The sequence below is a fragment of the Rhizobium sp. BK275 genome (assembly GCF_014193555.1).
Lineage (GTDB): Bacteria > Pseudomonadota > Alphaproteobacteria > Rhizobiales > Rhizobiaceae > Rhizobium.
Genome location: NZ_JACHZL010000001.1, coordinates 1,003,192 through 1,023,955 on the forward strand (window position 1 = coordinate 1,003,192; position 20,764 = coordinate 1,023,955).

The following is a 20,764-nucleotide window of genomic DNA, read 5'->3' on the forward strand; positions in this document are numbered from 1 at the left end:
GGACCAGCCTGAGAGCCGGCCCCGCAAATGCCTTAATGCTGTTCGTCGAAGGGCGGGTAGCCGGCGTTGTCCTCGATATCCTCGTCAATCTTCTTGGCCGCCGCCGTCAGTGCCTCCTGTACGTCGCCGCCATTGAAGACCTTGTCGACGGCCTGCATGAAGGCCGAAGTGATCGTTGGATAGGCCGGATGCGGCGGACGGGCGATGGCCGTCTTCGAGGCCTGTTCAAAGGCGACGGCGAGGGGGCCGCCTTCTGCGTAGAGCGGGGATTCGGCGGCGAAGCTCTTGAGTCCCGGATAGGCGGACTGGCTCTTGGCATAGGCGCGGTAACCCTTGTCCTTCAGCATGAAGCTCAGGAACTTGCCGGCGATATCAGGGTTCGCGGACGTCGCGGAAATGCCCCAGATCCAGGTGCCATTCGGGCTCACGCCCTTCTCGCCGATCTTCGGCAGCGGCATAACGACGATATTGTCCTTCATCGCCGCGGCGGCCTCGGCATAGAACCAGTGGCCGCCCATGGCGAGCGCCGCCGGCTGGCCTTCGGCGTAGAACTGGTTGGTGCCCGATGAGGTAGGCACGAGCCAACCCTTCTTCAACCAGTCCTGCATCATGGTCAGCGCCTTGACGCAGGCCTCGCCGTCGAGCGTGCCGCTGGCAGTCCAGGTCTTCCGGTCGATCAGGGTGCAGCCGGCGCTTTCGAGCAGCGGGCCATAGGCATAGGTGATCCATTCTGTCTTGATGCCGTAGCCGCGGAACGTGTCGATCGGCCACTTCACGCCGTCGAGCTTCGAGAGCTTATCGAGGTAGCCTTCGAATTCCTCGCGCGTCCAGGCGTCGTCCACGGACTTTGGAATGCGCGCACCGATGGCTTCGAGATACTTCTTGTTTCCGTAGAGTACGACGGACGAGTCCGTGAGGCCAACGGCATAGAGCTCTTTGTCGATCGGATAGGTGCCCTGCGCGACGTTCGAGTCCGTCATATCGCCGAGCACGTCCTGCTCGAGCAGCGGCTTGACCGGCTGCAAATAGCCTGACCAGACGTAATTGGCGAGGAACGGCGCGTCGAGCTCCATGATGTCGGGCAGTTGCTTGGACATGACGGCGGCGCTGAACTTTTCGTTATAGGCGTCATGCGGCGCGTAGATTAGCTCGATATCGACATCCGGATTGGCCTCCTCGAAGCGCTTAGCTACGTCGCCGTAGGTATTCACCCAGCCCGGATCGCCTTGATGCATGATATGGATGACGGTCTTCGCCTCGGCGATACCCGCTGCCGCGACCAGCGCGGCGGTCGTAAACATTGTGGAGAGTAAACGATTACTCATTCTTGCGGTCATTTTGGTAGTCTCCTCCTGTTGAATACGATTACATGCGAATGTTCAGACGGACGCCCGTTCTACGAGATGGAACGGGAGTTTGCGCAGAGACTGCGGTTCTGGCTCTCCGGCGAGGAGAATCTCCATCGCGAGACGGCCCATGGCGCGGTGTGGCAGGGCCATCGTCGTCAATGGCGGGTCAAGCCGCGAGGCGAGTTCGACCTGATTATCAAAGCTTGCCACCGCGATATCGTCCGGTATGCGAAGGCCGGCACGGGCAAGCGCGGCATAAACCTCCATCGCTACGCGGTCGTTGCCGCACAGGATGGCATCGGGCCTTTCACCGGATGCAAGAAGCGCCTCCAGATGGATGGGGACCAAGCTCGGCGCACGATCGCTGTAAATCCTGCGGCGCACGGCCGGGAAGACACCGAGGGGGGCAACGCCCGCCTCCTTCAGGGCACCGCGAAAACCCTTCTCGCGGAGCATGCCGGCGAGAATGCCCGGCAGGTTGATGAAGGCTATGCGGCGTCGGCCGGCAGCGAGAAGATAGCGCACGATCTCCCGCGCGCCACCCTCCTCGTCCGGCACCAGCGAGGTGACTCGGCCGGAGGTCTCGCGGCAGTTGATCATCACGCCGACGGAGCCGGTCAGCTTTTCCGGCAGGGCGACATCCTTGTGGTACATGGCGGCGTAAGCGACGGCGCGAGGACGGAACTGCTGCACCTCGCCGAGTACCGACCCAATCGACTGGCCGCTGCTGTGGTTGATCGCGAAGACCGCCATTCCGGCACTGCGCGCCGCGCCATCAAGGCCGCGCACGATCTCCGTCGCAAACGGCGAGGTGATGAGGCCGTCGGAGATGACGCCGACCAGCGGCAGCCAGCCCTGGCGCACTCCCCGCGCTGCCAGGTTTGTGACGTAGCCGAGTTCCTCGGCGATGGACTTCACCTTCTGGCGCGTCTCGTCCGACATACGGGCGGAGCCGCCATGCAGCGCGCCGGAAACCGTCTTCACCGAGACGCCGGCACGCTCCGCGATGTCAGAAAGCGAGACTGCCAAGTCCTTCACCACCATTATTGGGTTATCGATTACTCAATCGTATAGGCGTGTGGTGTTTGTCAAGTAGATATTGAGGCTGATCGTGCGATCGGATGTGATCGCCTAATTCGCAAGCGAGGCCCCGGCAACTAGATCCAACTGAAAGGCTCCCCGCACGCGAAGCTTTTGCAGTTGTGCCGCCGCGGGCGGATTTGACCCAGCATCGACATGTTTTGATCGACATTAATATTACTATTTACTAATTTAGATTCTGGTATACCGTCGTGGTGCGATCGGCACATATGCCACACGTCGCTTCGCGACGGACCTTGGAGGGGGCGCATCGGCCGGCCGTAAGTCGCGAACGGGCCCTCGCAACCGCGGCCCTTGGGAGGAGTATTATGAAACAGCTGAAACGGAAAAATGCAGCCTTGTTTTTCGCCGCGTTGATGCTGAGTACGGCGCCGATGGCTGTATCACATGCCGCCGACAAGCCGACACTCGCATTCGTCGTCAATGGAGCATCCGACTTCTGGAAAGCCGCCGAGGCGGGGGTGAAGAAGGCCCAGGGCGAGATGCCGGACTACAACATGGAGCTGAAATATCCTGAGCAGGCGGCCGTCGCCATTCAGCAGCGTCTCATGGAAGATCTCGTCAGCGCCGGCGTCAAGGGGATCATGGTCTCCGCAGTCGATCCCAAGACCCAGACGGATGGCCTCAACAAGATCGGCTCGCAGACGGCTCTCTTCACCACCGACAGCGACGCGCCGAAGACCAACCGCGTCGCCTATATCGGTTCTTCGAACGTCGACGCCGGCAAACAGGCCGCCGAAATCGCCAAGAAGGCGATGCCGGACGGCGGAAAGTGCATGGGCTTCGTCGGTCTGCTGGGCGCCGATAACGCCCGCGAACGCATCGAAGGGATGAAGGAAGGGCTCAAGGGTACCAAGATCGAGCTGGTCGATGTCCGCGGTGACGACATCGACCAGACGCGCGCCAAGAAGAACGTGGAGGATGCGTTGGTGGCCAGCCCCGACTTGACCTGCATGGTCGGCTTCTACTCCTACAACACGCCGCGTATCTATGAGGCGCTGCGTGACGCGGGCAAACTCGGCCAGATCACCGTCGTCGGCTTTGATGACGATCCGATCACGCTCGGCGGCGTCAAGGAAGGTACGATCGCGGCAACCGTCGTGCAGCAGCCGTTCGAATGGGCCTATCAGGGCATGAAATTGATGGCCGCCTACCTCAAGGGTGACAAGTCCGGCATTCCCGCCGACGGCTTGATCATCATTCCGACGGTGATCATCGGCAAGGATGACGTTGACAAGTATGCTGCCAACCTGAAGGCCATGGCTGGAAAATAACCTCTTTCGCGGCGGCGGTACTCATCGCCGCCGCGAAAGGCATTTCGTGCCGCCAGCATCAGCAGCCATGGACAGCCGATGAACCATAGTTCCGATATTCCGCCACCGGGCGCGCCCGGAACGCCATTCCTGTCGCTTTCCGGCGTTGGCAAGACCTATCCAGGTGTCGTTGCGCTCGAGGGCCTGTCAATGGACATCATGCCAGGCGAGGTCATCGGCCTTGTCGGCGAAAACGGGGCCGGAAAATCGACACTGATGAAGATTCTCGGCGGTGTGATCGCACCGGATCGGGGCACGATCCTGCTCGACGGGACAGAACTTCGTTTCCTCACTGTGGAATCGAGCATCTCGTCCGGCATCGCCTTCGTGCATCAGGAGCTCAATCTCTTTGAGAATCTCGACGTCGCTGCCAATATCTTCCTAGGGCGCGAACCGCTGAAGGCGGGACCTCTTAAGCTCGTCGATCGCGATCGGCTAAGGGACATGGTGAAGCCGCTCTTGAGGCGCGTGGGCGCGCATTTTTCCGCCGACACACGCGTGGCGTCGCTTTCGCTGGCCGAGCAGCAGATGGTGGAAATCGCCAAGGCGCTGTCCATCAACGCGAGGCTCGTCATCTTCGACGAACCCACGTCCAGCCTGCCGCTGGCTGAAACCGAGCGGTTGCTCAGCATCATCAAATTGCTGAAGGCGGATGGCATCAGTGTTATTTTCATCTCGCATCGGCTCCACGAGGTTGAGCGCGTAGCCGACCGGGTCGTCGTACTCCGTGACGGCGCGCTTGTGGGCACGCTCGCCAAGACGGACATCGGCCACGACCAGATGGTCAAGCTGATGATTGGCCGGATGCTTGCGGCCCGTACTGCAAAGCCGCAGCGCTCACCCGGCTCGATTGCGCTGAAGGTGAGTGCCGTGCGCACCGAGGCCTATCCCGGCCGTCCCGTTGATCTGGAAATCAGGTATGGAGAAATCCTGGGACTTGCGGGCCTCGTCGGGTCCGGCCGTACCGAGCTTGCCAGAGTGCTCTTTGGCATTGATCGCAGTTACGGCGGATCCATCCTGCAGGACGGGCAGAAAATTGCAGTCCGTTCCGCGCGGGACGCCGTTGCTCGCGGCATTTTCCTGGTGCCGGAGGATCGAAAGCGCAACGGCATTCTTCTTGATTTCTCGATCGCCCAGAACATAACCCTTGCCGATCTCCCCATGCTCGCCAGCCGCTTCTTGCTTTCCGCCGAGCGGGAGACGGCGGCGGCCGAAAAACAGCGCGTTCGCCTCGGCATCAAAGCGCCCTCTATTTCGAGCCGAACCGGCACTCTGTCCGGCGGCAACCAGCAGAAGGTGGTACTTGCCAAATGGTTGTCGATGAGCCCGAAGGTGATGATCTTCGACGAGCCGACACGCGGCATCGATATCGGTGCGAAGAACGAGATCTACGGCCTGATGCGGGCGCTTGCCGATGCCGGTGTCGCAATCCTGATGATCTCCAGCGACATGGAAGAGGTGATCGGCGTTTCTGACCGCATTGCCGTCATGCATGAGGGCCAGATCGCCGGCATTCTCGATGAGGACGAATTCAGTCAGGAAAGCGTCCTTTTGCTTGCTGTCGGCAAACGCGTAAAATAGCCGCCGCGGCAACATAATTAGGTATCGGGGGGATGGATCTCGAATGATCAAAAAAGATCTTGGACTGCTGCTTTTGATCGTCGTCGTCGGCATCGTCGTCGCCATCATCAATCCGCGCTTCCTGCTGCCGATCAACCTGGCGAATACCGCCAACCTGATCGGTCTTTTCGGCATCCTGTCGATTGGCCAGGCCTACGTCATCATTACAGGCGGTATCGAACTTTCCGTGGGTTCGCTCGTAGCGCTTCTTGGTGTGCTGTTTGTCGATTTCGTCGCGGTCCAAGATATGTCATGGATGCTGGCGCTGCCACTCATTCTAGTGCTCGGCGCGGCCATAGGTGCCATTCACGGCTGGCTGATCACCCGGCTGAACCTGCAACCCTTCGTCGTCACTCTCTGCGGCCTCCTTATCTATCGCGGGGCGGCGCGCTTCTATACGGCCGACGGAACGGCGGGTTTTGCGTTCGGCCAAAATTTCCCGGATCTTGAGTTCATCACCGCCGGACGGTTCTACGGCGTTCCCAATACCTTCATAGCGCTCGTCATCATTTCCGTGGTCATGTGGGTGGTGCTGCATCGGTCTGTCTTCGGGCGTTACCTTTACGCGATCGGCAAGAACGAGGAGGCGGCCCGATATTCCGGTATCCGCACCGGCCGGATGGTGATGTCGGCCTATGTCATCTGCGGACTGCTTACGGCGCTCGCGGCAATCTATTTCGCCATGTACACACGCTCGATCTCGCCGGCCAGCCATGGCCAGTTCTATGAGCTCTACGCGATCGCCGCTGCCGTACTCGGCGGCTTTTCGCTCCGCGGCGGCGAGGGATCGATCGTTGGCGTCGTGCTCGGGACGGTCCTGCTCCAGGAGTTGCAGAACCTCGTGAATCTGCTCGGCATCCCCTCGTCGCTGAATTTCGCCGTCATGGGTGGCGTGATCCTCATCGGCGTGCTGATCGACCAACAATGGAACGCGATCCGCGCACATCGCCGACTCATCTCCGCCGCCCGGCAGACCGAAGCCCGTGTTCCAGACGAAGGCAAATTGCCGGTGGTTGCCAATCAGGACCAGGTCGGTGGATGAGACCAGTGTATCAGGCTGCCGCTAGCGAATCTTGCGGCCTCTTCCGGCACTGGCGTGCTGGATGTTGGTGCCTTGCTGCTCGCCGATCTCAGCCAGTTCCAATTCGTTTGATCTTCTCGGTATTGAATTTAAATGAGGTTTTTGCCTCGACATATGTATTCGACGGGCGGGCTTCCCGGTCTCGCCGTTGTGTGATGCGTGAGCGAGGCAAGAAATCCAAGTCGCCGTGTGATCAGGTCCGGGATTACGTGGGGCGAGGAGATCGAGGAAGCCTTCAGGTACACATTGGATCCGTCCAATGGCGCAAGCATGCTGCACGTTCCCTTCGCGCAAACGATAGACGCCTTGTCGTTCGTAGTCGGCGAGGACTTCCGCAGTGTCTCAGGGACTTTGGCCAGCCGTCGCCCGACGATCAGGATAGCAGAGAGCAAGGAAATCATCCCGTTCAACGTCGCCGACCAGATCGCGTTCAATGGCAAGCTTTCCTCCGGCGCGCTGGTGACGAGCCATTTTCGGGGCGGGCTGTCGCGCGGGACAAATTTCCACCTGGAGATCAACGGCAGCAGGGGCGACTTGGTACTCACGAGCCCAGTGGGCTACGTCGGTCTGGGCGGGTTCAAGCTGGTGGGCGCGCAGGGAGGCGAGACACTTCATCCGATCTCCATCCCGCAGGATTTCGACAGCAACGAGGACGTCCTGACGGGTAACGTCAGAAAGCTCTACGAACTTTTGCTTCCGACGCGACGTCCGGCACCCGACTTAGCCCGGGATTCCAAGATGCCGTGAAACTGCATCGGCTGATCAATGCGATCGAACGAAGCGGAGGAGTGACCCGCCATGTCTAATAAGATCCGACCGCTCGCGAGGTATGTGTTGATTTGCTGAGAGTTGATGGAGTGGATTCCTCCCGACGGCATTGCAATGTGCCAAAGTGATGATCGCCAGAACGTCACTCAGAGGAGAGCATTCATGAAGTTAGCATTGTCGGTCTGGACTTAGCAAAGCGGGTGTTTCAGGTTCATGCTGCCGGAACCAACGGTGGTGTGATCTTGTGCACGAAACTGTCTCGCGGCCATCTGATTTCATTCTTTACAAAACTGCTCAAATGCTCGTCTGGGAAGGCATCCGGGTCAGTGAGCGCTGAGTTCGTAGAGCTGATTATGCACCAGACCCGCGTAGATGCCGAACATCGGTCGTACTCTCCCCGCGCAACAGGCCCCATACACGACCGCGCCCATTGAAGATACTGATCAGCGATGATATATGTTGCCGATATCATATATCGGAGTTCATTACATGAGAACGTTGGTGGACATCGGGGACCCAGAAGTCAAAGCGCTGGACCGGCTGGCACAGCGAGAAAAAATGTCGAGGGCAGCGCTGATCCGAAAGGCGATCAATGACTTCCTGGCTAGGAACAATGCCGATATCGAATCAGAAGCTTTCGGGCTCTGGGGCGATCGAAAGGTGGATGGTCTGACCTATCAAGAAAACATGCGCAGCGAATGGTAAAGTCTCTGTTCGATACCAATGTCCTGATTGACTATCTCAACGCAGTTCCGCAAGCGCGAGACGAACTGACAAGATATCAGGAAAAGGCGATTAGCATTATCACCTGGATGGAGGTACTAGTCGGTGCCAAGCCTGAGGTGGCAATCGGAACGCGCGCTTTCCTGGCTGGCTTTGCGGTCATCGCTGTCGATGACGCCATAGCCGAACGAGCAGCATCTCTGCGACAACTTCATCGTATCAAGCTTTCAGATGCCATCATCTGGGCAACGGCCAATATTCACTCGATGTTGCTTATCACTCGAAACACAAAGGATTTCCCTCGCGAAATGCCGGACATACGTGTGCCTTACGAAATCTAACCGCAATGATGCGCCTTGCCAGCGCGGTAGTAGGCGAGCCCCATCACGTAGCAGCGGTTCGATTCCCTTCAAGGCGGGCATCTCGACAGCGGCGCTATACTATATTCGAGAAGTTAGTATAGCTAGAATCACGGTGGCTAGGGCAGCTATCCCGGCCTTTTCAAGCACCTGATCGATCTTCTCGATCCTCATGAACTGAAATCGAAACCGGTTATCATCGCTGCGACCGGAGGAGGGGAGCGGCACGCGCTCATGGTCGAACATCAACTTCGCCCTCTCTTTGGTTTCTTCATGGTTCATACCCTTCCGACGGCGATCTATGCCTCGGATCGAGATTTCACGGATTATCAGGTCTCCTCAGGACAACTGGCCAGTCGAATCAATTCGGTTGTGAGCGAACTGGCAGCCTTTTTCCCCACGCGGCGGCGCTAGCTCTGCACGAAGACAGAGGCTTGATGCGCCTGACGAAATTGAAGGGCGCTTCTCGTCTGTGCAAACGGCGGATTAAAGGCAACCTTAAAAGCCCTCTATCGTATAGGGAGCATCCCTCAAACCGAAATGAGGCTGAACGCCGAGCAGCGGGGCTATGCGACCGATGATCTCTTTGACCATCGGTGCGGCAGTAGAAGCGGCTGTTCGACCGCCGTGCTCGCCTGTCGTCGGCGCATCGATAATCGAAAGAACCATATATTTCGGCTTGTCCATCGGGAAGGCTGCGACGAAGGCGTTGAAATTCAGGTCACTGGCATAGCGTCCGTTGACGACCTTATCGGCGGTGCCGGTCTTGCCGCCGACATTGAAACCCTCGACCTGGGCGGCACGGCCGGATCCCTTCAGCCCGTTCCAGCTAAAGAGGGTGCGCATATCCGCGCTCGTACTCGGTTTGACGACTGATTTCGAGAGCATTGCTGCCTCATTCGGCGATCGCGGTAGGAAAGTCGGCGGTAGAAGGTTGCCGCCGTTGATAAGCGCTGCGGCCGCTGATGCGGTCTGCAGTGGAGTCGTCGCCACGCCGTGACCAAAGGAAATCGTGACCGAATTGATCTTCTTCCAGGTGCGCGGCTGGGTCGGCGTGGCGACGCCCGGCATTTCCGTCTCCGTTTTCGACAGAAGGCCGAGCTTGGTCAGGAACTCTTGATGACCCTCGATACCGACCATGTCCGCGACGGCTGCGGTCCCGATATTCGACGAATACTGGAAGACCTCCCGGATCGTCAAAGGCCTGTTCTTGCCCTTGAAATCCTTGATCGTGAAACCGCCCATGCGGATCGGACGAGATGCGTCGACGACCGAGTTTAAGGTGATCTTCTCGGCATCCAGGCCCATGGCCAGTGTGAAGCTCTTGAAGGTGGAACCCATCTCGAAGGTGGCGTTGCTGATCCGGTTGAACCAGCCCTTCTCGTACTCCTTGTCCACGCTGCCGTCAGCCAATATGCGCGACGGTTCGTTAGGGTCGTAATCAGGGACGGAAGCCATCGCCAGGACTTCGCCGGTTTCGACGTCGAGAACGACGGCGCCGGCGGCCTCCGCCTCATAGGCGCTGATCGCCTTGGCCGCGACCTGGCGCGCAATATTCTGCACGCGGATATCGATCGAAAGCTTGACGGGCTCGAGCGAGATACCCGACGTCATGCCGATGGCCCTCAGGTCCGCGAGACCTTGCTGGTCGAGATAGCGCTCCATGCCGGCAAGGCCGAGATTGTCGACATTCACGTGACCGACGATATGTGCAGCCGACCGACCACCGGGATAGAAGCGGCGTTTTTCCGGCCTGAAGCCTAGACCGGGAAGACCGAGGGCCAGGATGTCGGCCTGCTGCTTGGGTGTCAATTGCCGTCGCAACCACTGGAAGCCGCTGTCCACCCTCAGCTTCCGGTGTGTATCCCTCCAGTCGAGGTTCGGTAGGATGGCGGCGAGCTTCTCCACCACCTCGTCGGCGTCGACGATGCGGCGGGGATCGGCATAGAGGGACACCATGTCGAGATCGGTAGCCAGGAGCTGGCCGTTACGGTCGACGATGTCAGGCCGGGAGGCGACCACATTCGGGTTTCCAAGCGAGGCGGTGATCTGCTCCTCGGCAAGCCCGTATTGGACGAGGCGCCCACCGATTAGCAAGAATCCGCCGACGAAGATGCCAATCACGACTCCCAGACGTTGCCTAGCCTGGTTTCCGCGCTTCTTTTTCATGCCGATAATTCGGTCCGGAAAGCCGCTTGCTTGGCGGGTGATCAGGATATGCGACCGACTTTTGACCTTTAGAATGCGGGAAATGAGACTCATCGAGTTGATCCACAGGTGACGGCTGAAGTCGAAGAAACGCCACCGAAATCGCGAAGCGGTTTCGGGCTGTCTCTCCTGGGGCAACTGATGACTAGAAAGGCACTTAATCCGTTAGGAGATCGTTAACGCCCTGTGTTTCCAGATCGTCCCCACTAATCGAACTGTGTGAGAAACCTCACTTACGGACCACATTCGCGGGGACGATTCGACTACCTTCCGCTCCCAGGAACGCAGATGTCAATTGCTCTACTACAATGCTCAGGCGCGCGCTTAAGGATCGATCCTTCTGCCAGAATACCACAGTGGTAAGTCGCGCCGGGCTCAACCGCCGGAAATCAACATTGAAGTGACGATATTCCTTTGCGAGGATCTCGTTTGTGATCGACACGCCCACGCCTGCCGCGACAAAGCCTGCGTCATGCCCGTGCGCATCATACTCGACAGCGATGTCTGGATGGATGCCCATATATCGCGTGGCGTTCACATTCATCTGATGGGATGCGAACTGCGGGTCGATGTCAATCAGTGCCTCTCCGACAAGATCCTCGGGCGTGATGACGTCCTTCTCTGCGAAACGATGAGCCTTTGGAATATATTGACGGCGTCCCGACCGGCCGCCACTCGAAGATTCTTTCGTCCAGCCGCAGCCGCGAGATCCCTATGTCGGCCTTGCCGTGAAGGATGTAATCCCCGATTTCCTGATAACTGCCCGTCCTGAGCTTTATGGAATAGGACCGTTTGAGTTCCCGGATCCTACCGACGACCTCCGGGATCAGCTTCAACGAAAAAACCGCCGGCGCTGCGATGCTGACAACACGCGTGTCGCTGCTCTTCAGGAAAGCGATGGACTTGCCGATCTGATCAAATCCGGCGAAGGCAAGGTCAATACTTTGTAAAAGTTCCCAGGCCGCATCTGTCGGCACAAGCCGATTGGTCTCGTGCTTAAACAGTGTGAGGCCAATTGCAGCTTCCAACTGCTCACATTTTGGCTGACTGCCGGTTGGCTGATGCGCAAAGCCCGGGCCGCCTGCCGCTCGGAGCCGTTCCGCAATACCTCCCTGAGGACCTGCAACTGCCGGATGGTAGCGTCAGAAGCACTGATAATCGACCGGCATCTACACCTGGGATGCCGAACGGATTTCGATCGCTGCGCCTGCCAGCTGGGCTACGGCGGGTCGAGCAAGTTCTCGCTCCGTTCGCCCTTAGCGTACGAATTCGCACTCCTCTTGTCCGCCCCCCTGCTTCAGGATGAACGCCTTCTGCGCGTCCAAAAAATGCGATGCCTTCATCGCGCTTGCACGACCGCTGCAGGCCCTTACACATCAAAGAGAAGTATCAAGAACTGGCAAGTTTGCCCGTTTGCGGATTGCCTCTTGAGCCCGCGCCGCTTTCTCTACGACGCCGTCGATATCGACCCCCGTCAGCTTGCCGTTGCGCTTCCGGATTACACCATCAATAATCACCGTATCGACATTTACCGGATCAGCATGCTGAACAATCTGGAAAGCTGGATTGGTGTTGGCGGCCGGCAACATGTTGGCTTGATCGGTACGCACGAGAATAACGTCTGCTCTTTTGCCAGGCGTCAGCGATCCAACGTGATCGGACAGACCAAGTACGTGCGCACCGCTCAATGTGCCCACGCGGATGGCATCGCGGTAGCTGAAAACCCATTTCAAGCCCTTCTGGGCAATTCCAATCAGGTCTCCGGTGAGTTTGTTGGCCTCCACCTGCTGTATGCGGCCGGAATTAACAAGAGTTCTGAGGCTTGCGAAGGGATCGACGGGAGACTGGCAGGAAACATCGATGCTGAAACTGATATTATCCAGTGGAACACCGCCCTTTATCAGGTCATAGACCGGCGGCAACCCGTTCCCGATCATCGGATCCGTTCCGGGGCACAGAGCAATGCCCAGTTTCTTTCTGGCGATCATGGTGACGGCCTCCGGCGCGATACCGGCGCCGTGGGTAAAGATAAATTCAGGCCCGATGAGATCGGGAAAGGCCATGAAGCTTCCATGGTCGGTAATTGGTCGCAGTCCCAGCTTGCGGGCCACCTGAACCTGGGGAGCAAAATGCTCGCCTGCCCCATCCAGTGTCATGCCAAGGCCAAGCCGTCCATTGCCATTGGCGGCAATCCAGTCCAGTGCGCGCTGAAGATCGGCCGACGGTGTCGGCACATTGCGAATGACGCCGGAATAACTCAATTTGGCGCGAATTCCGACCTCGGCCAAGGCAGACAGTTCCGCCTGAACGTCATCGTAGTTCCGCAGACCGTGCGCCCAGTTATGGCAGGTAGTAATACCAGCGTTAATCCCCTCCAGCGCAGCATATTGAACGGCTGTGTGGTGGTCCTCGACGCTGTAATAGGGCAGTAGATCGTGGCGGGTGAAGTATTCCGTGGCGTCGTTAACCATTCCACGCCAGATGCTGTTCCACATATGCCAGTGAGTGTCTACAAAACCCGGCAGGACAACCATGTTGGAAGCATCGATAATTTCCGCATTCGGTGCATTTATTTGCGCCGCAACAGCGACGATTTCGCCGTCCTTGATATGCACGTCGCCCGCAATGAGATCCGCCATCACCGGATCGACCGGCATGACGTAACCTCCACGGATCAGGATTTCGCGTGGCGATCCTTTCGGCCCGGTCTGATCTGCCGCGACTGCCGGCTTTGTCAGGCCAGTGGCAATAAAGGGACCCAGAAGGCCGGCGCCCAAAGCAACCATGGTGTGTCGGCGAGTGAGATTCAGTTCAAGTCCCTTGCAGTTTTCGCACATGGCTACTTTCTCCGGCAGATGGCTTCAGAGGAGGAAGTAGCAGCGCGCAGCAGTGGCGCTCAAATCGTTTGCGGCGCGAGACGGTATAAGCGGGATTTATACTGCCGGTTCATGGCTTCCAAATAATGCTTTATGTTGGTGCGCAGCCAGGTCAGGCCGGGATCGCGATTGGCACGCGCATGCCATTGCATCACCAGGCGGACTGGGGGGATCGCCAGCGGAGGTTCAAGCAGCTTGAGGTCTGTAAACGACGTGTACAGTTCGGCGGTCATGCCGGGAAATGTCGCCAGGCGCCTGGTGCCGGCGAGGAAAAACGGCACGAGGGAAAAATGGTCCAGCTTCACAGTTATCCGCCGGGTAATCCCATGACGTGAAAACAGATGGTCCGGCAAATAGGGTCTTTGCAACGGACCGATAAAGACCTCTACATGGTCCGCGGCGGCATATTGCGCCAAGGTCAGGGCGTCAGCGTCAAAGCACTTGCCACAGGCAATGACGCAGTGTTCTTCCTCAAGAATCAGTTCCCTTGGGTGATCTGGGGAACAATGAACTTCGGGAGCTATGATCAGATCAACATGGCCCGCCTCCAGCTTCTCAACAAGGTCGCCATGCGGAGTTGCGATCTCCATGCGCAGCTTGGGCGCCATTTCTGAGATTTTTTGTAACGGATTTGCCAGGACCCCGGCCACAATCGTATCGGCAGCCAAAAGACTAAAATCGCGGTCGTCTGAACTCGGATCGAAGGCGGGCTGCGTAATGATCGTGCGATCAATGGTTCTGAGCGTGTCGAAGACGGGCGCTGCCAGTGTCTCAGCCAGCGGGGAAAGAACGGATTTGCCATGGCGGCTAATCAGGAGGGGATCGCCGAAATATTGCCTGAGACGCGCCAGCGCGGAACTCATGGCCGGTTGGGTGATATTTACCGCATTCGCCGCCCGGGAAACATTCCGAGTCCGAAGCAGGGCGTCCAGAGCCACCAGAAGATTGAGGTCGAGTCCCCGATATCTCATCGATTAACGCCTCGCTTGGTCAATGTCTATTGTCGAATTCGTCTACATTACATCAGCAATGCGTACGGTTGATAGGGCGGCTCCAGTGTCGAACTCGTTGCCGGCCCGGCGTGCCTTCAGGTCGATCGCTCCCGATAAAGTCACTGCGCGCCGATTTGGCTGTTGGTGTGCCGCGATCCCAAAGCCGCTTTTTTACGGCATGTAACGCATCGGTTCGCATCCTTCCCGTGTAGTGGCTTTGCCTCGTTACCATAGGCGACGTCGGCACTTTGGTAACTTGATCATTGCGGCTGCGGTCAGGTAACCTCATCGAGCTGTCAACGGCCGCCGCGTCATCAATGCATGTTTGAGACAAGTAGCCCACGACATACGCCTTAAGCGGGAATGTTAAAGGACAGGATTTGGGCTCGATGAAGCGCGAGAGCGTGCGGGAGAAGAACAAGGAAGACAAGCTGCTCCGCATCAAGAGTGCCGCGTTCGACCTGTTTCTTTCCAAGGGGTTCGACGACACGACGACGCGCGAGATTGCCGCCGCGGCAGGCGTGGGCATGGGCACTGTCTTCGTCTATGCCGAGACAAAGCGTGACCTTTTGTTTCTTATCGTCAATGACGGTCTTGAGCAGTGCATCGAGGATGCCCGGGTCATGATTCGCCCGGACCAATCTTTGCTCGCCAATTTGTTGGTCATTCTAAAGCGTCATTACCAATATTTCGCGGAAAATCCTACCTTGTCGCGGGCGGCCTTGCGGGAGATGTATTTCTATCAGTCCGGCACGCAGGCAGAGCGTTTCAACCGCACCCGTCATGCATTACGCCATCTGCTGATCCACCTCGTCGAGGACGCGCTCAAGTCAGGCGTTATCCAAGCCGATGAAACGCCGGAGATCATCGCCCAGACCATCTTCGCGATTTATCAGGTTGATCTCCGTCTTTGGCTCTCAGATTCGGACCTCAATTTGAAGCAGGGAACCGAGAGGCTAAGGCGACAGATCGAAATCGTCATGAAGGGCCTGTCTCCCCATTCGTCCGCCTTGGAGCTTGAAAGCCTGACTGTCAGCTGATCATGGCAGACTGGTGATAATGTCGCCCATCAGCCATACCCCCCTTCGAGTACGCTTCTTTCTTCAATGGGGCCTCAAAATAAAAAATGAGCATGATCAAATTGACAGCTCGCGAGCTTTGTGCGAATTTTGATCATGCTCAAAAATTCGGTGGAGGCCGGAGATTTGAGGAGCCGGAAGCGTGTTCCGGCCTCAGGCCACGCTAACAAGGCGTGGGCATAAGGAGGATTGCTGTCATGCAGGATTTAGCGGCCCCGGCTGATTGCCGGCGTGGCATTGCGCTTGCCATTGCGCCAAATGGTGGACGACGCACAAAAGCGGATCATCCAGCATTGCCGATTGGGCCGTCCGAACTTGCGGAATGCGCACAGGCGTGCCTGGAGGCCGGTGCCAGCATGATTCATGTTCATGTGCGGGATGACGCAGGTCAGCATTGTCTGGAAATCGATCGTTATCAGGCCACCGAACAGGCGATCCGTCAGCGGGTTGGCGAGCAGTTGATCGTGCAGGTCACGACAGAAGCTCTTGGCCGGTATACACCGCAGCAACAGAGCGATCTCGTGCGTGTGTTGCGGCCGCAAGCCTGTTCAATGGCTTTACGGGAAATCGCACCTGATGTTCCGCACGAAGTCGCTTTTGCCTCTCTTCTTGAATGGATGCGCAGGGAGCGGATCTTTCCGCAAATCATTCTTTACGATGCCGTTGATGTGGCGCGCTTGCAGGACATGCGACTGCGGGGGGTCATACCGGCGGATGATATTCCGGTCCTTTTCGTACTTGGCCGTTATACGGCAAGCCAGCAGTCACACCCGGCAGACCTGGACGAGTTTCTCGGCGTAACGCGGCAAGCTCCGTTCTCGCATTGGACCGTCTGCGCCTTTGGGCGAGATGAAGCCGCCTGTGCCGTGACGGCAGCGCTTCGGGGCGGACATGCGCGCCTTGGCTTCGAAAACAACCTCTTTCTCCCCGATGGCACGGTGGCTTCAGACAATGCGGCGCTCGTTGCGCCGGTTGCGAACGCTCTTCGTGACTTGGGACGATCCCTTGAAACCGCGGAATCTCAACGGGCCTCACTGGAAGCCATCTGGTGACGGCGCCTGACGACAAAACCTTGGAGAATGCTGATGTCGAACATAGCACAGGCTACCGGCGAACTGATCGGGCCGCGCTCACTGGAAAACGCAAAGGCTTGGATGCGTGATCGGCTTGCCAAGCGCATTCATCCGTTTGGCCTGACCGATCCGCAGGCAACGCTGGAAACGATCGAGGCGCTGACCGGGCTGGATGGTAAGCGCTGGGCACAGGCCTGGATTGCAGCAGGCCACCGTTTCATAATGACAGCCGATGGCCATATGGCCGCCGGTGATGTTTCAGCCGCGCGGGACGCCTATTATCAGGCCTATGGCTTTTACTTTCTGGGCCGTTTTCCCTGTCCGAACCATCCCGCCAAGGAAGAAAGCTACCGGCTGGAGTTGGAGGCTTACGCAAAATTCGGAGCGCTGGCGGAGCCGCCCATTGTGCCGGTGAGCCTGCCTTTCGAGGCTGAAGGTGCCCTTTCCGATCATATCCGTTTTTACCTGCGCAAGCCTGCGGGCGTTGAGAAGCCGCCCGTTCTGATCATGTGGGGCGGTGTCGATGCCTGGAAGGAGGAAATGACCGGGCTTTCCAATGCTCTCATTGCCCAGGGCATCGCCACGATTGCCATGGATAATGTCGGCACGGGAGAATCTCCCCTCAAGGCACGGCAGAATGGCGAAATCCAGTTTTTGCCGGTCATCGAATGGGTGATGACGTCCGAAGAACTGGATGGCAGCCGTATCGGCCTGATCGGCCGCTCCTTCGGTGGTCACTGGGCGACGAAACTTGCCCATCTGAAGCCCGAAATTCTGCGGTGCGCCGTCAATTGGGGTGGCGGCGTGCATTACATGTTTCAGCCGGAATGGGTGGAAGCCTCGCGTTATCCCGACAGCTACCTGATGGAGCTTGTGGAGACCCGAAGCCGGATGCTGGGTGCTCGAAACGACGCCGAATACATCGAAGGCTTCAGGGTTCTTTCCCTTCTTGACCAGGGGCTTCTGTCGCGTCCCTCCACGCCTCTGCTGCTGGTGAACGGCAAGGAGGACAAGCAGTGCCCGATTGCCGACATTCATCTGCTTCTCGAACACGGAAGCCCCAAGTCCGTCCGGTTGTTTCCGGGCGGCCACATGGGCTTTGGCCCGCACACCGTTCCCACGATCGTCTCGTGGGTGCGCAACCACCTCATTTAACAAAAAGGAGTACGCCATGAGCAATTGGCGGCTGATGATGCCCACTACGGAGGCCTATCTTCTCGATAAGGTTCTCTACGAACTCCACCACAAGCCCGATGATCTCGCAGCCTACAATCAGGACAAGGCAGCCTATCTGGCACGCTTCAAGCTCAGCCCTGAGATGGCTGAGAAGATCAGCGGCAATGACGTTGCCGGTCTCTACGAGACCGGGGTGAACCCCTATCTACTGCGCGCCCACTGCATCGGCGTGCGTATTCCCGAAGATGTATCGCTTGCCGCACTGCGCAGCCTGATGAAAGAAGGAGATGACAAATGGCTGAACTGACCGGAATCTACACGGCAAGTCATACGCCCGTCATGCTGAACTTTCCCGACCGGATTCCGGGGGATCTGCGCACCGAAATCTTCGGCGCTTACGAGGCCATGGGCCGTGACTTCGAGGCTGGAAAACCGGATGCGCTGGTCGTTCTCTCCAACGATCACCTGCATAATTTCTTTCTCGATAACTTTCCGGCGCTGTGCATCGGCGTTGGCGAAAGCTATGAAAGCCCCATCGAACATTGGCTGAAGGCCAAGCGCCGGGTCTTTACCGGCAATCAGGTCTTCGGTGCATATCTTCTCCAGGAAGCGTTGAAGGCAGATTTCGATCCGAGCTTTTCAATGGAAATGGTGCTGGATCACGGGTCCTTGACTCCGCTGGAACTGGCAGGGCTCGATCCCGATCTGCCGATCGTCCCGGTTCTCTTCAATTGCGTGCAGCCGCCCATGCCCACCATGCGACGCTGCTATCAGTTCGGCAAGTTTCTGGGGGATGCCATCCGCCGTTATGATGGCGTGGAACGGGTCGCCATTCTGGCCACGGGCGGCATAAGCCATGACATCGCCACGCCCCGTATGGGCATGGTCAACAGGGAATTCGATGAAAACCTGCTGAACCTTTTGGAGGCAGGCGATACCGATGCCGTCATCCAATATGCCACTGAGCAGGTTCATACTGCCGGCAACGGAGCCGAAGAAATCCGCATGTGGATGGCCGCCATGGGGGCCGCCAACGGACTGCCCTTCCGCCGCGCCTATTACCGTGCGGTCAATGATTGGTATACCGGCATTGGTATCGGCCATTTCGGCAAGAGCCAACTGGCAGCGGCAGCCAGCCATGGATGATCCACGCCGGGTACTCATCATCGGCGGCGGCATTGCCGGAATGTCTGCCGCCATCTCGCTTCGCGAAGCAGGGCTCACTGTGGATCTTTGCGATCAGGACCCGCACTGGCGGGTTTATGGAGCGGGCATCACTATAACCGGGCCGACCCTGCGAGCCATGGGTCGTCTCGGCATTCTGGATGCCGTTCTGGAGCGCGGTTACACCGCCGATGGTATCGATATCCGCTCGGCGGAAGGCCAGACGCTCTTCCAGATCGATACTCGTAGCGCGGCCCTGGGTGCGATACCCAGCGCGGGTGGCATTTTGCGGCCCGTTCTGCACAATATCTTGTCTGAGCGGTTGCTGGCTCTTGAGCCGAAAATCATGTTGGGCGTGACGGTTGAGGACATCAATCGGGATGGTCCCCTCGCGGGCGTGCGGTTCAGCAATGGCAGCTCTGCCCGATATGATTTGGTGGTGGCGGCCGACGGCATTTACTCCCGCACCCGGCAGCAGATGTTTCCGCGAGCGCCGAAACCACGCTATGCGGGCCAGATGTGCTGGCGGCTGATGATGGAACGGCACCCGGACATCTCGCGCCGCACATTTTTTCTGGGCGGTCCGGCTAAAGTCGGCCTGAACCCGATCGCCCCGGATCAGATGTACATGTTCTATCTGGAGGCTCAGGGCGAGCCGGTCTGGCGTGACGAAGCCAATCAGCATGAGGTTCTGCGTGAACTGCTGCAAGGTTATGGAGGCGTTCTCAAAGAAATCGCGGAAGGGCTGAACGCTCAGTCCAGCATTATCTGTCGTCCGCTTGAAACGGTTCTGGCGGGTGAGAACTGGGTCCGATCCAACACGGTGCTGATCGGCGATGCGGCCCATGCCACCACCCCGCAGCTTGCGTCGGGCGCGGGCATGGGCATTGAGGACGGGCTGGTGCTGGGTGAGGAAATGGCCCGTCACGCGCATGTGCCGAGGGCACTCGAGAGCTTCATGCGCCGCCGTTACGACCGCTGCAAGCTGGTGGTCGATTCCTCCCTTGAGATCAGCCGGCTCGAGCGCGAACAGGCCGCGCCAAAAGCCCAGACCGCAGTTGTTGAAAAGGCGCTGGCAGCCTTGAGCGAGGAGTTCTAGGCGATGTTCCTGAACATAGGCGATCATAATCTGCACGTGGCTCTGTACGGCTCCGACTGCAATCCTACGCTCGTTTTGCTTCACTCGCTGGGAACCTCCCATGCCGTCTGGCAACGTCAGGTGAGAGCGCTGAGGGATCAACATTTCATTATTGCTCCCGATTTCCGGGGGCATGGCCTGAGCGACTTGTCGTGCACCCCCGTGACCATTGAAGCCCTGGCTGACGATGTGGTTTCCGCGTTGACGATGCTGGGGGTGAATGCCTTCCATCTGGCGGGCATCTCCATCGGTGGTCTTGTCGCGCAATGCGTGGCGGCGACACTCACGGATCAGGTGCGCGCCCTGACGCTGCTGGATTCCAATATCGTCAGCCTTGCCCCGCAAATGTGGAAGGATCGCGCCACCAAGGTTCGTGGCGAAGGTCTGGCTGCGATTGAGGAGGCCGTTCTTTCCCGCTGGACGACGGAAGAGGGGCGCGCGACACCGGAAGGCCGCGGCCTGGCCGTCATGCTGCGGCGCACACCTTCGGAAGGTTATGCGGCGGGCTGTGATGCCCTGGCAGTCGCGGATTGTCGGCATCATGCGGCAAGGTTGACAATGCCTGTGACGGTTGCGGTCGGGGAGCAGGACGAAGCCACGCCGCCTGCTGCTGCGCGCGCGCTGGCCGAAGCCATCACGGGCGCACGTTTCGAAATTATTCCCGGGGCCGCGCATATCCCGCTTTTTGAGAAAGCGGACGCGGTTAACACCATCCTGCAGCGATCTGCCGGAGGAACCTGATTT

General features: G+C 58.4%; 20 protein-coding genes and 2 pseudogenes. 14 read left to right on the plus strand and 8 right to left on the minus strand.

Annotation, left to right across the window (positions count from 1 at the left end; translation table 11 throughout):
* Window positions 1–32 precede the first annotated feature (32 nt).
* Entirely contained in the window at window positions 33–1,325 is a 1,293-nt protein-coding gene (locus tag FHT82_RS04575) for a sugar ABC transporter substrate-binding protein (protein WP_183726705.1), read from the minus strand.
* Between the two features lie 54 nt (window positions 1,326–1,379).
* Window positions 1,380–2,390 (minus strand): LacI family DNA-binding transcriptional regulator, encoded by a 1,011-nt coding sequence (locus FHT82_RS04580; RefSeq protein WP_183727300.1) that lies wholly within the window; start codon window positions 2,388–2,390, stop codon window positions 1,380–1,382.
* Between the two features lie 368 nt (window positions 2,391–2,758).
* Here FHT82_RS04580 and FHT82_RS04585 point away from each other — a divergent pair, with 368 nt between their 5' ends.
* From FHT82_RS04585 to FHT82_RS04615, 7 genes and pseudogenes are all read left to right on the plus strand, one after another.
* On the plus strand, window positions 2,759–3,724 hold the full coding sequence (locus FHT82_RS04585; protein ID WP_183726706.1) for a sugar-binding protein: 966 nt from the start codon (window positions 2,759–2,761) through the stop codon (window positions 3,722–3,724).
* Window positions 3,725–3,802: 78 nt separating this feature from the next.
* Window positions 3,803–5,344 (plus strand): sugar ABC transporter ATP-binding protein, encoded by a 1,542-nt coding sequence (locus tag FHT82_RS04590; protein ID WP_183726708.1) that lies wholly within the window; start codon window positions 3,803–3,805, stop codon window positions 5,342–5,344.
* Window positions 5,345–5,387: 43 nt separating this feature from the next.
* On the plus strand, window positions 5,388–6,425 hold the full coding sequence (locus FHT82_RS04595; RefSeq protein WP_183726710.1) for an ABC transporter permease: 1,038 nt from the start codon (window positions 5,388–5,390) through the stop codon (window positions 6,423–6,425).
* A 309-nt stretch (window positions 6,426–6,734) separates the two neighbouring features.
* Window positions 6,735–7,211 (plus strand): hypothetical protein, encoded by a 477-nt coding sequence (locus FHT82_RS04600; RefSeq protein WP_246698049.1) that lies wholly within the window; start codon window positions 6,735–6,737, stop codon window positions 7,209–7,211.
* 510 nt (window positions 7,212–7,721) lie between these two features.
* Complete coding sequence (locus FHT82_RS04605) at window positions 7,722–7,937, plus strand: CopG family transcriptional regulator (protein ID WP_183726712.1); 216 nt, start codon at window positions 7,722–7,724, stop codon at window positions 7,935–7,937.
* Window positions 7,931–8,296: a type II toxin-antitoxin system VapC family toxin gene (locus tag FHT82_RS04610; protein ID WP_183726713.1), complete on the plus strand. Its 366-nt coding sequence runs from the start codon at window positions 7,931–7,933 to the stop codon at window positions 8,294–8,296. The genes FHT82_RS04605 and FHT82_RS04610 overlap by 7 nt, the downstream gene beginning before the upstream one ends.
* A gap of 141 nt (window positions 8,297–8,437) precedes the next feature.
* Window positions 8,438–8,728: pseudogene (locus tag FHT82_RS04615) on the plus strand (NAD(P)H-dependent oxidoreductase); the annotation flags it as partial.
* Between the two features lie 84 nt (window positions 8,729–8,812).
* On the opposite strand, the gene FHT82_RS04620 reads toward FHT82_RS04615, so the two are convergent.
* The 6 genes and pseudogenes from FHT82_RS04620 to FHT82_RS04635 all read right to left on the minus strand — a co-directional run bounded on the left by FHT82_RS04620 (window position 8,813) and on the right by FHT82_RS04635 (window position 14,369).
* Complete coding sequence (locus tag FHT82_RS04620) at window positions 8,813–10,576, minus strand: penicillin-binding protein 2 (RefSeq protein ID WP_183726715.1); 1,764 nt, start codon at window positions 10,574–10,576, stop codon at window positions 8,813–8,815.
* Between the two features lie 175 nt (window positions 10,577–10,751).
* Window positions 10,752–11,168 (minus strand): LysR substrate-binding domain-containing protein, encoded by a 417-nt coding sequence (locus FHT82_RS30510; RefSeq protein WP_348647581.1) that lies wholly within the window; start codon window positions 11,166–11,168, stop codon window positions 10,752–10,754.
* Complete coding sequence (locus FHT82_RS30630; protein WP_348647575.1) at window positions 11,095–11,550, minus strand: LysR substrate-binding domain-containing protein; 456 nt, start codon at window positions 11,548–11,550, stop codon at window positions 11,095–11,097. The genes FHT82_RS30510 and FHT82_RS30630 overlap by 74 nt, the downstream gene beginning before the upstream one ends.
* A gap of 48 nt (window positions 11,551–11,598) precedes the next feature.
* A pseudogene (locus FHT82_RS30635) lies at window positions 11,599–11,648 on the minus strand (hypothetical protein); the annotation flags it as partial.
* A gap of 250 nt (window positions 11,649–11,898) precedes the next feature.
* On the minus strand, window positions 11,899–13,359 hold the full coding sequence (locus FHT82_RS04630; protein ID WP_183726723.1) for an amidohydrolase family protein: 1,461 nt from the start codon (window positions 13,357–13,359) through the stop codon (window positions 11,899–11,901).
* Window positions 13,360–13,418: 59 nt separating this feature from the next.
* On the minus strand, window positions 13,419–14,369 hold the full coding sequence (locus tag FHT82_RS04635) for a LysR family transcriptional regulator (protein ID WP_183726725.1): 951 nt from the start codon (window positions 14,367–14,369) through the stop codon (window positions 13,419–13,421).
* A 410-nt stretch (window positions 14,370–14,779) separates the two neighbouring features.
* Here FHT82_RS04635 and FHT82_RS04640 point away from each other — a divergent pair, with 410 nt between their 5' ends.
* The 7 genes from FHT82_RS04640 to FHT82_RS04670 all read left to right on the plus strand — a co-directional run bounded on the left by FHT82_RS04640 (window position 14,780) and on the right by FHT82_RS04670 (window position 20,761).
* The gene (locus FHT82_RS04640) at window positions 14,780–15,430 is read left to right on the plus strand and encodes a TetR/AcrR family transcriptional regulator (protein WP_183726727.1); all 651 of its coding nucleotides are present in this window, start codon (window positions 14,780–14,782) and stop codon (window positions 15,428–15,430) included.
* 236 nt (window positions 15,431–15,666) lie between these two features.
* Entirely contained in the window at window positions 15,667–16,521 is an 855-nt protein-coding gene (locus FHT82_RS04645; RefSeq protein ID WP_183726729.1) for a 3-keto-5-aminohexanoate cleavage protein, read from the plus strand.
* Window positions 16,522–16,554: 33 nt separating this feature from the next.
* A complete protein-coding gene (locus FHT82_RS04650; protein WP_210276655.1) occupies window positions 16,555–17,697 on the plus strand; it encodes an alpha/beta hydrolase in 1,143 nt (380 codons plus the stop codon).
* 16 nt (window positions 17,698–17,713) lie between these two features.
* Window positions 17,714–18,025 carry a subunit of meta cleavage enzyme gene (locus FHT82_RS04655; protein ID WP_183726732.1) on the plus strand — a complete coding sequence of 104 codons (312 nt, stop codon included), beginning with the start codon at window positions 17,714–17,716 and terminating at the stop codon, window positions 18,023–18,025.
* Window positions 18,013–18,864, plus strand: coding sequence for a 2,3-dihydroxyphenylpropionate 1,2-dioxygenase (locus FHT82_RS04660; RefSeq protein ID WP_183726734.1), 852 nt, complete (start codon window positions 18,013–18,015; stop codon window positions 18,862–18,864). The genes FHT82_RS04655 and FHT82_RS04660 overlap by 13 nt, the downstream gene beginning before the upstream one ends.
* Window positions 18,857–19,981 (plus strand): FAD-dependent monooxygenase, encoded by a 1,125-nt coding sequence (locus FHT82_RS04665; RefSeq protein WP_183726736.1) that lies wholly within the window; start codon window positions 18,857–18,859, stop codon window positions 19,979–19,981. Before FHT82_RS04660 ends, FHT82_RS04665 begins: the two co-directional genes overlap by 8 nt.
* Window positions 19,982–19,984: 3 nt before the next feature.
* Window positions 19,985–20,761, plus strand: a complete 777-nt coding sequence (locus FHT82_RS04670; RefSeq protein WP_183726737.1) for an alpha/beta fold hydrolase — start codon at window positions 19,985–19,987, stop codon at window positions 20,759–20,761.
* Window positions 20,762–20,764: the final 3 nt, after the last annotated feature.